The following is a 14,281-nucleotide window of genomic DNA, read 5'->3' as shown; positions in this document are numbered from 1 at the left end:
GATAGTGGTATTAGTAACGGGTGACCACATTGCGGACGATCGACACAGTCCTCGACACGGCCCTCGCGGAACGGCCCGACGCCCCCGCCGTCGAGGCGGCCTCCGGGATCTGGTCGTATGCCGAACTCGATGATCAGGCCAGACGCGCTTCGGGAGCCCTGTGGTCGCTCGGTGTCCGACCTGGTGACCGGGTCGCGGCGTGCCTGCCCAACGACCTCGACATCGTCGCGGCCTTTCACGGCGCCCAGCGGATCGGCGCGATCTGGGCCGGGATCGGAGAAACGCTGGCCGTCGGCGAGCAAGAGCAGATACGCGACCTATGCGACCCGAAAGTGATACTGGCGGGACCCAAGTGCCGCATCGATGCGCCGGAATCGGTAGACGGTGAACACTGGGGCAGCCTTCTTGCCGCAGACATATCGGCACCATCAGTCGACATCGACATCGACACCCCGGCCGGAATCGCTTTCACCAGTGGGACATCGGGGACGCCCAAGGCTGTCGTGCACAGTCAGCGCAACCTGTTGCTTCCGGGTGCGGTGCTCGGCGCCACCCGCGGATGGGGTCCGGACCTGCGCAAGGGCGACAGCTTCCCGCTGACGATCCTCAATCTCATGATCTTGTCCACGCTCCTCACCGCCCAGGTCGGCGGCTGCAGCGTGATCATGAACCGGCGCGACGTCGACGGCGTCGCCGAGTGGATCTCGACCCGCAGGGTCACCGTGTGGAACGGGGCGCCTGCCCAGCTCTACGACCTGGCCCGTCGCAGCGATGTCGATTTGTCATCTCTGCGCGAAGTGTGGAGCGGCGGCAGCGACACCTCCGATTCGCTGCGCGACGAATTCGCACGGGCGCACGGTCTCACCCCGAGGGCGACGTATGGCCTGACGGAGGCACCGACCGTCGTGTCGATCGATCCGCCGGGCCGGCAGTGGCAGGCAGGCAGCAGCGGTCGGGTTCAGCCGCAGTACGACGTGGCTGCCTACGACGATGACGGCGCGAGGCTTCCGCCAGGCGAACTGGGCGAACTACGGCTGACGGGAGCCACCAGCGGGCCGTGGGCCGATGCATGGCGGCCGCTGCTCGGCTACTGGGAGAACGGCACTGTATTGCAAGCAGAATCAGGCGCGTTTGCCACGGGCGACGTCGGAACGGTCGACGCCGACGGGTGGCTGACCGTCCTGGACCGCAAGAAACTCGTCATCATCAGGGGCGGCGCCAACATCTACCCGCTCGAGGTCGAACGAGTGATCACGACCCACCCCGACGTGGCCCGTGTTGCCGTTTACCCCGTCGCAGACGACAGACTGGGTCAGCGGGTGGCGGCAGCCTTCGAGAGTCCGGTCCAACTCGACATCGGAACACTCGACGCCCTGTGCCGACGCGAACTGTCGCCGTACAAGGTACCGGAGAGCTGGACGCAGGTGGCGAAACTGCCGGTCAACGCCATGGGGAAGGTGCAACGGCCCGGCCTCGCGGAATACGTTGACGCACAACGCAAATTGCTGCAGGTCGACACATGAGCAGCGACATGTTCGATCTAGACGGCCGCGTGGCCGTGATCACCGGCGCCTCGTCTGGGCTCGGTGTGGCGATCGCAGAAACACTGGCGTCGGCGGGCGCCCGCGTGGCGGTCGTCGCCCGCCGCGCCGACAGACTCGCGGATGTCGCCCAGCGCATCGATGGAGTCGCCATTGCACGCGACCTCTCCGATCTCGAACAGGCCGATTCGGTGATACCCGCCGTCGTCGACGCCCTCGGTCCACCAGAAATCCTGATCAACGCCGCAGGCAGTATGTTCACCGAGGAGAAAGCCGAGGCAGAACCACGCAGCGCCATCGAGCAGACGTTGGGCCTCAACCTGATTGCACCATTCCTGCTCGCGCAGGGCGCATTTCCACACATGGTCGCGGCCGGCCGCGGTTCGATCGTCAACATCTCGTCCATCAGCGGGCGGGTCGGCATACCCGGAATTCCTCAGGCGTCGTACGCGGCGAGTAAAGCCGGGCTGTCCGGCCTCACGGCCGAACTCGCGGTCCAGTGGGCACGTCACTCGATCCGCGTGAACACAGTCGCTCCGGGATTCTTTCGGAGCGAGATCACCGGCCCACTCTACGACAGCGAACGGGCCGCCGCCTACCTGCGCCGGAACACACCACTGCCCAAAGAGGGCTCGGCACAAGACATCGTGGGTGCCGTGCTGTGGCTGGCAGGCGACGCGGGAAACTATGTCACCGGCCAAACCATCGTCGTCGATGGGGGGTGGACCACACGGTAGCAAGTATTGCAATCCTTACTAGGATTGACGTAATGTCGGCCACACTGCGTGGTCACCACCTCGGCCCGGAAAGGAATGACACACGATGTTCTCTGCTGTTGTCATCGAGAAAGCCGAAGCGGGCCAATCGGTTACGCTCGCAAACCTGGCCAGAACAGACCTGCCCGAGGGGGATGTCGACATCGCCGTCGACTACTCGTCCCTCAATTACAAAGACGCACTTGCCATCACCGGCGCGTCTCCGGTGGTACGCAAATTCCCGATGGTGCCCGGCATCGACCTCGCCGGTACGGTCACCCGCAGCGCCCACGCCGACTGGTCCGAAGGTGACCGCGTGGTCCTCAACGGCTGGGGCGTCGGCGAAAACCATTGGGGCGGTTTCGCTCAGCAGGCGCGAGTCAAAGGCGACTGGCTCGTACCCTTGCCCCCGGAGTTCACCACCCGACAGGCCATGGCGATCGGCACTGCCGGATACACCGCCGGCCTCTGCGTCGACGCCCTCCTGAACTTCGGAGTCCTGCCCGACCAGGGCGAGATCCTGGTGACCGGCGCGACCGGCGGGGTCGGCAGTTTTGCCGTCGCTCTGCTGAAGAAGGCCGGCTTCACCGTCGCAGCATCCACCGGAAAGACCTCGGAATCAGACTATCTCGAACAGCTCGGCGCAAGTTCTGTCGTCGATCGCGCCGAGCTCTCCGAGAAGGGCAAGGCGATGCAGAAGGAACGATGGGCAGGCGTTGTCGACTCCGTCGGCAGTCACACCCTCGCGAACTCCTGCGCGCAGACGAAGTACGGCGGCGCGGTCGCAGCCTGCGGTCTCGCCCAGGGCATGGACTTCCCGGCAACGGTCGCACCGTTCATCCTGCGTGGTGTCACCCTGCTCGGCATCGACAGCGTGATGGCTCCGCTCGAGAAACGTCAGAAAGCATGGGAGCGGCTCGCCCGAGACCTCGACCCGGGTGCGATCGACGCCATCGCGGAGGAGATCACGCTGGCAGAGTCCATCGATGCAGCCACCAGACTCATCGAAGGCACGGTGCGCGGTCGCATCGTCGTCGACGTCAACAGATAAGCGGGAGAACACATGACGACACATGCAACCGAACCTGACACCGTCGAACTCGACCTCTCTGATGTCGACCATCGAGTCGGCAAACCCATCGGCGGCGGGCAACTGTGGGATCCGTGCAGCACCTCCGACATCCGGCGCTGGGCGATGGCCATGGACAATCCGAACCCCATGCACTGGGATGAGAAGTTCGCACGAGAGTCCAAGTTCGGCGGTCTCATCGCCCCCCAGTCCATCGCGGTCGCCCTGGACTACGGACACGGCGCGGCACCGGCGTGTGTGGGACACATCCCCAACAGTCACCTGATCTTCGGCGGTGAGGAGTGGTGGTTCTACGGCACCCCCGTGCGCCCGGGCGACAAACTGTTCCAGGAGCGCCGCTTTCACGACTACAAGGTCGCCGACACCAAGTTCGCTGGTCCTACGATGTTCTCGCGCGGCGACACGACGCACAAGAATCAGCACGGAGCCCTCGTCGCCCGAGAACGCTCGACCGCCATCCGGTACCTCTCCGCAGAGGCGAACAAGCGCGGCATGTACGACGACCAGATCGGCGCCACCAAGAAGTGGACCGCCGACGAGCTCGCCGAGGTCGACAAGCTCCGTCACTCGTGGCTGCTGTCGAACCGGCTCGGGATCTCGCCGCGTTTCGGCGAGGTCGAGGTCGGCGACACCCTGCATCGCCGCGTCATCGGACCCCACACCATCGCAAGCTTCACCACCGAGTATCGCGCCTTCCTGTTCAACATCTGGGGCACCTTCGAGTGGGTCGCCCCCGAAGGCGTCAACGACCCCTGGGTCTACCAGGATCCGGGCTGGAGTGAGGGTTTCGGGTTCGACGAGGAAGGCGCGATGATCGACCCCCGCCTGCGCGACGGTCTGTACGTCGGGCCCTCACGCGGGCACATAGACGCCGACAAGGCCGGTGAGGTGGGCATGGCCCGGGCCTACGGATACGGCGCGACCATGGGCGCCTGGTGCACCGACTACCTCGCGAACTGGGCCGGTCACGAAGGCATGGTCCGGCACACCAAGGCCGACTTCCGCGGGCCCGCATTCGAAGGCGACGTCACGTACTTCGACGCCGAGGTCGTCGACAAGCAGGCCGACTCCGACTGGGGCGTACCTCTCGTCCAGATCAAGCTGAAGCTCACCAGTCAGGACGGCACCACGCTGGTGACGTGCACCGCCGAGGTCGAACTGCCCGTCTAGTCACCACCCATCGAGCGGCACCGGAAGAGGTCGAGTCATGAGCACACCCACCGTTGATTCCTCAGTGCGACCTCTGTCGATCGTCTCGGGTCCACCGCTCGACGAAGAGCCCGGCCTCGGCACACTGACGATGCCCGGCTTCCTCCGTGAGGTGACCGCGCTCTACGGTGAGCGCGAAGCCCTCGTCTTCCACACGGAGGACGGCGTCGTCCGCTGGACGTACGCCGAACTGTGGGAGCGTGCGGTCGAGGTCGCGCAGGCACTACGGGCAGCCGGAATCGGCAAGGACGGCCGGGTGGGCGTGCTGATGACCAACCGCCCCGAATGGATCTCGGCGGTCTTCGGGACGTCGCTGGCCGGAGGGGTCGCGGTCACCCTGAGCACCTTCTCCACACCGGCCGAACTCGACCACCTCATCGGGGTGTCCGAGATCTCGGTGCTGCTCTTCGACCGGCAGATTCTGCAGACCGACTTCTCGTCGGTCCTGACCGACCTCGAACCACAGCTCACCTCGGTCGACCCCGGCTCCCTGCGGTCCGCGAAGTATCCGTTTCTGCGTCACCTCGCGATGGTCGGCGGTGGTGAGAACGGGCCGAGCGGAATCGAGACCTGGGATATCTTCCTTGCCCGCGGCGCATCCGAACCGCGGGATCTGATCGAGGCAACCGCAATCACGACCAAGCCGAGCGACACCGCCGTGATCTTTTTCTCCTCCGGATCCACGAGCAAGCCGAAGGGCATTCTCAGCGCACACCGCGGAGTTGCCATCCAGCTGTGGCGTTTCCGGCAGCTGTACCATTTCGGACCCGATGACAACATCCGCTGCTGGAGCGCCAACGGGTTCTTCTGGTCAGGAAACTTCGCGATGGCGCTGGGCAACACGCTCTCCAGCGGTGGATCTCTCGTGTTGCAGAGGACCTTCGACCCGGTCGAGGCACTCGATCTCATCGAAACCGAGAAGGTCAACTTCCCGTTCGCCTGGCCGCACCAGTGGGCACAGTTCGAATCCGCCCCGAACTGGGGCACCGCGGATCTGAGCAGTCTGCGGTTCGTCGACCACCGCACTCCGGTGGCTCGCCACCCCTCCGTCACCGCGGACTGGATCGAACCCGGCTACGCCTACGGGAACACCGAGACCTTCACCATCTCATCGATCTTCCCCGCCGACACCACCGAAGAAGAGGCCGGCGGCAGCAGCGGCACTCCTCTTCCCGGCGTGACATTCAAAGTTGTCGACACGTTGACCGGCGACACCCTCCCCTTGGGCGGGCGCGGCGAGATCTGTGTCAAAGGCCCCACCCTGATGCTCGGCTACCTCGGCACCCCGCTGAGCGAGACCGTCGACGACGAGGGGTTCTTCCCCACCGGCGACGGCGGGTATCTCGACGACGCGGGCAGGCTCTTCTGGGAAGGCCGTCTCACCGACATCATCAAAACCGGCGGTGCCAACGTCTCTCCTCAGGAGGTCGACGAGGTGCTGGTGTCCCATCCGGGGGTCAAAGTGACGCGAACCGTCGGACTTCCACACGAAACCCTCGGCGAAGTGGTCGTGGCCTGCATCGTGCCGCACGTCGGCGCCGATCTCGACGCCGAAGGCATCCGCGCCTTCGTGAAGAGGCAACTCGCCAGCTACAAGGTCCCGCGTGAGGTCGTCTTCTTCGACGAGAGCGACATCAAGCTGACCGGCAGCGCGAAGATCAAGACCAACGACATCAAGGCTCTGGCAGCCGAGAAATTGGCGTGAGCTTCTCTCAGTACCGTTCGGCGATCCTCCTGCGATGTGCCGCAGGTGAACCGAAGAGTGACCGATTGAGAATCGCACGCTTGAGATGAACGTGGATGCCACCTTCCCAGGTGTATCCCATACCGCCGTGGAGCTGCATCGCCTTCCCCGCGACCTCGACCGCCATGACGGTGGTGAACGCTTTCGCCATGGAGGCGGCGACACCGGACTCGGTATCTGGATGACAGAGTGCCTCCACTGCCGCGGCGACCAGTGTCCGGGCGATCGTGATCTGGACGAGCATGTCGGCGCAGGCATGCTTGACCGCTTGGAATGACCCGATCCTGCGTCCGAACTGCTCGCGCGTACCGACGTAGGCGACGGTGGCGTCCAGCATCGCTTCGCTCAGCCCGAGACTGTCGAGCGCGACGGAAACGCCGGCTCTGTCATAGAGGCGCTGCAGTGAGTGTTCGGGGTCTGGATGGAATCTCAGCACGGAGTCGGGCGACACCAGCACGTCGCCGACGGCCACCCTGCCGAAGGATCGGGTCGCGTCCACCACCGGCTGCTCGTCCACACGCAGGCCGGGGGTGCGCGTGTCCACATCGACGATGATCGCGAATCCGTCCTGCCCGACCGCAGGAATGAGCAGCCGATCGGCCCCGGGAGCGTCGAGCACGAAGTCGATTGAACCGGTCAATTTCAGACCGAGGGTTGATTCGACGATCCGAAAGCTGTTCGGCAACAGACTTTCACCGGACATCGCCACCACCGGCGCCTTGTCCCCGGACGCGGTGGCAGCGAGTAGGTGGTCGCGGCGCGCACTCGGTTCGAGCAGTCCGAGCGCACCGACCGCGATGCCGGCGACCGCAGGGTAGGGGCCGCGGGCCACTGCCCGTCCGATCTCTCTCAGGATCACCGCCACCTCGGCGAACGTCGCGCCGGCGCCCCCGAGCGTCTCCGGCACCTCCAGCCCCGTCCAGCCCGATCGGGTGATCAGGGCCCAGTCGACGTTCTCGTCTCGCGGGGCAGCGGCGAGCAGTTCACGGGCGACCGCGGTCAACTCATTGTGGAGATCAGCGAATTCAACACCAGTAGTGGTCATTTCGTCACCTGCGGCTCGCGGGGAAGGCCGAGGCCTCGTTCCCCGATGATGGTGCGTTGGATCTCGCTGGTCCCGCCGGGGATCGTCCATTCCCAGGACCCGATGAAGTCGAGCACCCAACTCCCCGACTCCCATCCGCTCGACATCGGCTTGCGCAGCCCGGTCTGACCGCCGAGGCCTGCCACGTCCGCACCGAAGTCGGTCATGCGCTGGAGTAGTTCGCTGTAGTACAGCTTCACGATTGACGCATCGGCCGGGCCGGGGTTGTCGTCAGCGACGAACGCCGCACACAGAGCACGCAGGCCCGTGAGTTCGGTCTCCAGACAGGCAAGTCGATCTGCGACCATCGCATTGTCGCGCGGCCGTGTTCCGTCAGCCCCGGCTCGCCCGCAGAGGTCGACCAGCCAGCGAAAACCCGCGTGGCCCAGACGTTCCGCCAGTTCGAGCATGGTCATCCCGCGTTCGGCGCCGAGCGTTTCCTGGGCGACCCGCCACCCTTCGTTCTCGGGTCCGACCAGGTTCTCGGCCGGGATCACCACGTCGCTGAGGAAGATCTCGCAGAAGTGGGATTCGCCGGTCGCCTGCCGGATCGGGCGGACCTCCACGCCGGGGGTACGCATGTCCATCAGGAAGTAGGAGATACCGCGACGTTTCGGGGCTTCAGGGTCGGTGCGCGCCAGCAGCAAGCACCAGTCGGCGTGTGCTGCCCCACTGGCCCACAGCTTTTGACCGTTGACGACATAGGTGTCGTCGACCTTGCGAGCGGAGGTCGTCAACGCTGCCATGTCGGAGCCCGCGCCGGGCTCTGAAAAACCCTGACACCAGATCTCGCCGCCGAGGATCGCCGGCAGATGGCGCTGCCGCTGCTCATCGGTGCCGGCGGCGAACAATGTCGACGCCGCGTGGTGGATCGACACGAAAGGCAGCACCAGGCGGGGCGCGTCGTGGGCGGCCAATTCCTGGTAGAGCACCACCTGTTCTGCGACCGACAGTCCCCCACCCCACTCCGCAGGCCAGTGCGGCACCGCATATCCCGCCGCATGCAGTTCGGCGAACCACCACTGCTGGAACGCCACGAACGTGGCGTCGTCGACGCCGGTCTGCTCTCGGCGCCAGTCGGCGGGCACATGCGTCCTGCACCACTCTCGGACGTCGGCGCGGAAGTGCTCCCGTACCTGAGTCGTCATCGACCGGCCGCCTTACGACCCAGAGCCAGCAGCCGCTCCCTGTGCACAGCCGATTGCATCGTCGCGACCTCTGCGGCGAAACCAGCCTGCAAGGGCCCGGACAGCGCCTGGGAGAGATACATGTTGACGATGCGTTTGGTACTCCGCAGCGCCTCGGGCGGTTGCGCCGCGAACCTACCGGCCAATACGTGTGCGGTCGACAACAGATCGTCAGGTGTGGTGGTGCGGGTGGCCAGGCCGAGTTCGACGGCAACCGCCGCAGGAATCCTGTCTCCGGTGTAGAGGTATTCGCGCGACCGAAGGATCGGTGTGAGCAGCGGCCAGAAGGCCGCCCCACCGTCGCCGGCGACGAGGCCGACAGCCACGTGCGGATCGGCGAAGTACGCCTTCTCCGACATCAGCACCACGTCGCACAACACCGCCATACTGCAACCCAGTCCGACCGCCGGGCCGTTCACGGCAGCGATGACCGGCAGCGGAAACCGAAGCATCTCCTCGATGATTTCCGCACCCTCGCGCACGCTCTCGTCCCGCGCCACGGGGTCGTCGAGGAACGAGGTGATCCAGTCCAGGTCGCCACCTGCGCTGAAGGCCCGGCCTGCGCCGGTGAGCACGACCACCGCTGCGTCCCGATCGGCGGCGAGTTGGCGCCAGACATTGGCGAGCGCCCAGTGCAGATCCTTGTTGACGGCGTTGAGATCGTCCGGCCGGTTGATCACCACGGTCCGCACCGGTCCGTCGGACTCGACGATCAACTCGGGCGGCAGGTCGTACGTCACGGGGCGACCGCCTCGTCGTTGAACAGTCCGCTCAGTCCGCGCCGTCCGAGACGTTCGGTCAGCGCTGCGCCGGTCGCCGACAAGCCGAGCGGCAACCTCCGTAACGGGAGGCTGTAGCGAGAGATCCAGGACAGAGTGGTCTCGTCGCAAAAGCCCGTCGCCCCGTGCAACTGATGCGCGACTCGGAAAACCACGTCTGCGGCCTCGATTGCCGCCAACCGTAGCGCGAGTGCATCGTCGACGGCGTCGGTGTGTCCGGACTCGATACTCCACAACGCGTGCTTTGCGAGGATCTCTACCCCGCTGCGTTCGACCTCCGCGTCGGTGAGCTGGAATTGCACACCCTGCAGCTGCGCGAGGGGACCACCGAACTGCTCTCGCAACAAGACGTGGGCGCGGGTGAGTGCCATTGCACGGTCCAGCATTCCGAGCAGAGTCCAGCACGGCAGCACCAGCCCGAGCGCGACATCGGCGGCACCGCCGGCGTCGAGCGCCGCGAGGCTCAAGGGTGTGACAAACGCGGACGTACGCGGCGACTCGCTCGTCGAGCGTGCTGTCGCAACAGATCGCTGACCGGTCAGCGTGACTGCCGCCCAGCGCAGATCGAGATCCGACACGGCTGCCGTCGGGTTGTGATCGGCGACCACCAACAGCCCGTCGACGTCGAGGTCGGTGGGCCGGGACAACCGTTCGGCAACCGGATAGGGCACCGCCCAGAATCCTGCGCTGCGACACAGTGCTGCTGCGGCCTCCAGCTCGTCGCCGTTCTTGCGGGGCTCCAGGTCCCATGCGCCGAGCCCGTCGAAGACCGGCGCGACCAAGCTGACGCGTCCGGCGGGGTCGCGTTCCGCGGATTCGATCAGCGCCCCGCCGCCCGCAGACTCGAATGCCCGCAGGGCCGCTGCGCCGTATTCTGTAGCCTCTGCGCTCAACTCGATGTTCACGAGGCCGCCGGGAGCAGGGTACGGGCCAACAGGATTCGCTGCATCTCGATGCTGCCCGACGCGACGGTGGCGGCCTGAGAGTAATTCCAGTGATCTCGGACGTCCAGCCGGAAACGTTCGGCGTCTTCGTTTGATGAGGTTGCGTACGAGGCGATCTCGGTGAGGACCTCGGCGCTGTGCTGATCGAGTGTGGTCACGGCTATCCGGTACAGCGCGGCGTCGGAAGGCTGTACCCGCCCTTCGCTCTGCATCGCCACGACCCGGTAGGCCAGCAGTCGTGCACGCCGGCAATGCACCAGCATCCGGGTCCAGCGGCCGCGCAACTCGGCGGGAAGGTCGTCCCAGTCGTCACCGAGCACGCCCGGGGCTGTCTGCAGCAGACGTTCACACCGGGCGTACCGGGCGATGCCCACACGCTCGAAGGCGAGCACCTCTTGGACCACCTTCCAGCCCTCCCCGACTGTGCCGAGGACATGCGCTTGCGTGACCTCGAGATCGTTGAAGAACACTTCGTTGAGGTGATGAGGGCCCAACATCGCGCGAATGGGACGCACCTCGATTGCCGGATCCGACATCGGCACCAGGAACACGGTGAGCCCCTGCTGCTTACGGTCGCCCGTCGACGTCCGGGCGAGCAAGAAGCACCATTGCGCCATCGTGGCGTAGGAGGTCCAGATCTTCTGTCCCGAGATGCGCCAACCATCGCCACTGCGCCGAGCTGCGGTGCGAAGGGAGGCCAGGTCGGAGCCCGATCCCGGTTCGGAAAAGCCCTGGCACCAAATCACTTCGCCCCGGGATATGGGCGGCAGGTGGTCCCGTTGCTGCTCCGAGGTGCCGTGCCGCATGATCGTCGGTCCCACCCAGTTCACCCCCATGTACTGGGCGCCGCGTGGTTCGTGGTGAGCCCACATCTCCTCGCGGACCACCGTCTGCTCCCATACGGAGGCATCACGTCCACCGAACTCCTCGGGCCAGGCCAAACACAGCAATCCCTGGGCGGCCAGGTACCGGCAGAATCGCTGCGCAATGTCGAGGTCGACCGGGTCGTCGGTGAACGCGCCCCGGAAATCCGCAGGGATTCGCGCCCGCAGTAATTCGCGCAGCTGTCCGCGCAGTCGGGTTGCCGCCTCACCCATCGTGAAGTCCATGGGGATCACATTACTTCAATCATTGATAGGATAGAAACACTTGTATGGTCGCGCGAGGCCGAGTAGTTTAAACTCCCCGTCATGAGTGAAATGCGGTCTGAGTGACGACGGTCAGAAATGGGCGGGTTCCGCAACGCCGCATTGCCGAGACAGTCGCCGCAGAGATCCGCGACGCAATCCTCGACGTCGAAGATTACCGGTTGCCCACCCAGGAACAGCTGGTCAAAGACTTCGGCGTCAGCTATCCCTCTATCCGTGAAGCTCTGCGGATCCTGGAGACCGAGGGGCTGGTCACGGTCCGTCGAGGGAACATCGGCGGCGCGGACGTGCACCGCCCCGACGAGACGTCAGCGGCCTACCATCTCGGACTTTCCCTGCAAGCCGCCCGCGTGACACTCCGGGATCTCGCCGCGGGCCTTCAGATGCTGGAGCCAACGTGCGCCGCCGAGTGCGCCCGCCGCGACGACCGTGCCGAGGTGGTCGTACCCGCCCTGACCGCCGCCATCGATGCCTCCGTCGGCTTCGTCGGCAACGGCGTCGAGTTCACCCACAGCGCCCGCGACTTCCATGATCTGGTCGTCTCTTTCACCCCGAACGTGACCATCCGGTACGCGGTCGGGAGCTATGTCGCGTTGTGGTCGGCGCAGGAAGAGGCCTGGGCCGAAGCCCGGACCCGTCACGGCGAGTACCCGTCCGAAATCGAGGCCGAAGAAGCGGTTCGGGCTCATCGCCGACTGGTCGAGGAGATCGCGGCGGGCCGCGCCGACGAGGCCGAACGCTTGGCCCGCGCGCACCTCGCTGCGACCCAGGCACTGGTCCTTGATCGCTACGGCGACCGGGTCGTGAATGCATCTGCGGCCATGTCGCGGCAGGCCATTCAGTCGATCCGGCGTTCGCGAATCTGAGCCGCGACTACTCGGGCGGCTCTGCCCTACCGCCCACCATTCCTACGAGCAACCGGCAACCCGACTCCGTCTTCCAGCTGTGGCCGGCGCCGTTGACCACGACGACGTCACCCACGTCGAGGCCGATGGTCTCCGAGTCGACGGCAAAATCTACCGTTCCGTGCGCCACCACCGTGACGTCGACACTGTCGGTGTGGTGGAAAGGAATGTCTCTACCCGGCCAGAACTCGACGAGACGCCACGAGACCGACCCCGGATCAGGTGCGAGGTCGAGATGGATGCCGGTCGCGGGACGGGTGATGTCCGGTGCGGACGAGTGCTCGTAGACCCCCGTCGACGCCGACTCGGTGACCGGCCCGTCGTAGACCGTGACCGACTCGAGGAAAGAACTGCCGTCCTCGGCAATCCCGGTGACCACGTGCTTCATCAGCCGGCGGCCGCGACGTCGGCGGAGACGACATCCAGCCGTTCCAGTTCTTCAGCCGAAAGCCTCACGTCCACCGACGCCAGCAGCGCGCCGAGCTGATCCGGGACACGCGCGCTCACGATCGGGGCCACGATCGTCGGTTGCTGTCGGGTCCAGGCGATCGCGACGGTGGCGATGGCAACCTCGTGTGCCTCGGCGATGTCGGCGAGTACGTCCACGACCGCGAGTCCTTCGGTGCTGAAGTAGCGATCGACGATCTTGCTTCGGGCAGCAGCGTCCACGTCTTCCTGGGTGCGGTACTTACCGGTCAGGAAACCACTGGCCAAAGCCCAATACGGCATCACACCGAGACTGTGTTCCTCGGCGAGCGGCCGCAGCTGCGCCTCGAAGGGTTCACGCGCCACCAAGCTGTAGTGAGGCTGCAGGGCAACGGGCTTCGCGAAGCCGTTGGCCTCGGCGGTCGCGATCCACTCCGCGATCCGTTCCGGCGAGTAGTTCGAAATACCGAGGTACCGCACTTTTCCGGCCTTCACCAGCGCGTCGAATGCACCGAGCGTCTCGACGAGCGGAACGTCCGGATCGTCGTAGTGCGCGTAGTACAGGTCGATTCGGTCGGTCTGCAGCCGTCGCAGCGAGGCCTCGGCAGCGCGGGCGATGTTGTCGGGTGCCAGGCCGAGGAACTCGGGGTGTCTGCTGACCTTCGTGGCGAGCACGACGTCATCCCGCCGCCCGGATTTACTGAACCACTGCCCGAGGATGGTTTCGGACTCACCGCCCGTGTTGCCCGGAATCGACGCCATGTAACTGTCGGACGTATCGACGAAGTTGCCTCCTGCCGAGACGAAGTCGTCGAGGACCGTGAACGACGTTTCGGCGTCGCTGGTCCAGCCGAACGTATTGCCGCCGAGGTTGAGTGGATAGACGTCAAGGGTTGAATCACCGATTCGAGTCATGTCCTCCACCCTAGTCATCGACCTGATCGAAACATCGCCACACTGACGGCATCAAGGGGGCTCACACTATGGAGTTGTCAATGTTCGAGCCGCGCCGGTGTCATCCGGTGCTGCGGTAGTAACTTCGGACTGCGTCGTCGTGTGGAGCTTCTCGTAAACTTGTGGCGGCCTCGATCGATCGGCGGGACTTAGGCGGCGAGTGGTTCGTTGGTCAGGGTGCGTCTGGCATGGGAGCGCATTGGTTCGGTCTTCCCGGGCGCGATGAACCAGGGATGTCCGTCGTGTCCGAGGAACACGGTCCAGCCTTTGTGGTGAATGTAGTTGTGATGCCGCCTGCACAACAGGACGGTGTTGGCCAGACTGGTCTCACCGCCGTGACTCCAGAACGTGATGTGATGGGCGTCGGTCCATCCGGCGGGGCACCCGCAGCCGGGGAACGCACAGCCTTTGTCCCGCGCGATCAGTGCTTTGCGGATGGCGGGTGTGACCGTCCGGAACTCACGCCCCACCTGCAGGGGCACAGCGTGGTTGTCGAGCAGGATTTTGGTGATCAC

The 14,281-nt window shown here is 65.4% G+C and carries 14 protein-coding genes; 6 read left to right on the top strand and 8 right to left on the bottom strand.

Features of this window, described 5'->3' with window-relative positions:
- Window positions 1-20: 20 nt before the first annotated feature.
- From DFR67_RS28340 to DFR67_RS28320, 5 genes are all read left to right on the top strand, one after another.
- On the top strand, window positions 21-1,523 hold the full coding sequence (locus DFR67_RS28340) for a class I adenylate-forming enzyme family protein (RefSeq protein WP_110472805.1): 1,503 nt from the start codon (window positions 21-23) through the stop codon (window positions 1,521-1,523).
- Window positions 1,520-2,278 (top strand): SDR family NAD(P)-dependent oxidoreductase, encoded by a 759-nt coding sequence (locus DFR67_RS28335; protein ID WP_110472804.1) that lies wholly within the window; start codon window positions 1,520-1,522, stop codon window positions 2,276-2,278. Before DFR67_RS28340 ends, DFR67_RS28335 begins: the two co-directional genes overlap by 4 nt.
- An 85-nt stretch (window positions 2,279-2,363) precedes the next feature.
- Window positions 2,364-3,347, top strand: coding sequence for an acrylyl-CoA reductase (NADPH) (acuI, locus tag DFR67_RS28330; RefSeq protein WP_110472803.1), 984 nt, complete (start codon window positions 2,364-2,366; stop codon window positions 3,345-3,347).
- Window positions 3,348-3,359: 12 nt separating this feature from the next.
- Window positions 3,360-4,556, top strand: a complete 1,197-nt coding sequence (locus tag DFR67_RS28325) for an FAS1-like dehydratase domain-containing protein (protein WP_110472802.1) — start codon at window positions 3,360-3,362, stop codon at window positions 4,554-4,556.
- Window positions 4,557-4,593: 37 nt separating this feature from the next.
- Window positions 4,594-6,300: a class I adenylate-forming enzyme family protein gene (locus DFR67_RS28320; RefSeq protein ID WP_211325188.1), complete on the top strand. Its 1,707-nt coding sequence runs from the start codon at window positions 4,594-4,596 to the stop codon at window positions 6,298-6,300.
- 7 nt (window positions 6,301-6,307) lie between these two features.
- Here DFR67_RS28320 and DFR67_RS28315 read toward each other — a convergent pair whose 3' ends face one another.
- The 5 genes from DFR67_RS28315 to DFR67_RS28295 are packed head-to-tail and all read right to left on the bottom strand — an operon-like array spanning window position 6,308 to window position 11,442.
- A complete protein-coding gene (locus DFR67_RS28315) occupies window positions 6,308-7,384 on the bottom strand; it encodes an acyl-CoA dehydrogenase family protein (RefSeq protein WP_110472801.1) in 1,077 nt (358 codons plus the stop codon).
- Window positions 7,381-8,571 carry an acyl-CoA dehydrogenase family protein gene (locus DFR67_RS28310; protein WP_110472800.1) on the bottom strand — a complete coding sequence of 397 codons (1,191 nt, stop codon included), beginning with the start codon at window positions 8,569-8,571 and terminating at the stop codon, window positions 7,381-7,383. The genes DFR67_RS28315 and DFR67_RS28310 overlap by 4 nt, the downstream gene beginning before the upstream one ends.
- A complete protein-coding gene (locus DFR67_RS28305) occupies window positions 8,568-9,350 on the bottom strand; it encodes an enoyl-CoA hydratase/isomerase family protein (RefSeq protein ID WP_110472799.1) in 783 nt (260 codons plus the stop codon). Before DFR67_RS28305 ends, DFR67_RS28310 begins: the two co-directional genes overlap by 4 nt.
- Window positions 9,347-10,294, bottom strand: coding sequence for an acyl-CoA dehydrogenase family protein (locus DFR67_RS28300; protein WP_110472798.1), 948 nt, complete (start codon window positions 10,292-10,294; stop codon window positions 9,347-9,349). The genes DFR67_RS28305 and DFR67_RS28300 overlap by 4 nt, the downstream gene beginning before the upstream one ends.
- The gene (locus DFR67_RS28295) at window positions 10,291-11,442 is read right to left on the bottom strand and encodes an acyl-CoA dehydrogenase family protein (RefSeq protein ID WP_110472797.1); all 1,152 of its coding nucleotides are present in this window, start codon (window positions 11,440-11,442) and stop codon (window positions 10,291-10,293) included. The genes DFR67_RS28300 and DFR67_RS28295 overlap by 4 nt, the downstream gene beginning before the upstream one ends.
- 101 nt (window positions 11,443-11,543) lie before the next feature.
- Here DFR67_RS28295 and DFR67_RS28290 point away from each other — a divergent pair, with 101 nt between their 5' ends.
- Window positions 11,544-12,347 (top strand): FadR/GntR family transcriptional regulator, encoded by an 804-nt coding sequence (locus tag DFR67_RS28290; protein ID WP_110472796.1) that lies wholly within the window; start codon window positions 11,544-11,546, stop codon window positions 12,345-12,347.
- 7 nt (window positions 12,348-12,354) lie between these two features.
- Here DFR67_RS28290 and DFR67_RS28285 read toward each other — a convergent pair whose 3' ends face one another.
- The 3 genes from DFR67_RS28285 to DFR67_RS28275 form a co-directional block, all read right to left on the bottom strand.
- On the bottom strand, window positions 12,355-12,774 hold the full coding sequence (locus tag DFR67_RS28285; protein WP_110472795.1) for a cupin domain-containing protein: 420 nt from the start codon (window positions 12,772-12,774) through the stop codon (window positions 12,355-12,357).
- Window positions 12,774-13,727, bottom strand: coding sequence for an aldo/keto reductase (locus DFR67_RS28280; protein WP_110472841.1), 954 nt, complete (start codon window positions 13,725-13,727; stop codon window positions 12,774-12,776). Before DFR67_RS28280 ends, DFR67_RS28285 begins: the two co-directional genes overlap by 1 nt.
- 188 nt (window positions 13,728-13,915) lie before the next feature.
- Window positions 13,916-14,281 (bottom strand): HNH endonuclease signature motif containing protein (locus DFR67_RS28275; RefSeq protein WP_146240564.1); only part of this gene is annotated, 366 nt, incomplete at its 5' end.

It is taken from the genome of Williamsia limnetica, assembly GCF_003217475.1.
Classification (GTDB): Bacteria; Actinomycetota; Actinomycetes; order Mycobacteriales; family Mycobacteriaceae; genus Williamsia; species Williamsia limnetica.
Note: the sequence above shows the minus strand (reverse complement) of the source record. Positions and strands in the feature narration are given on the sequence as shown.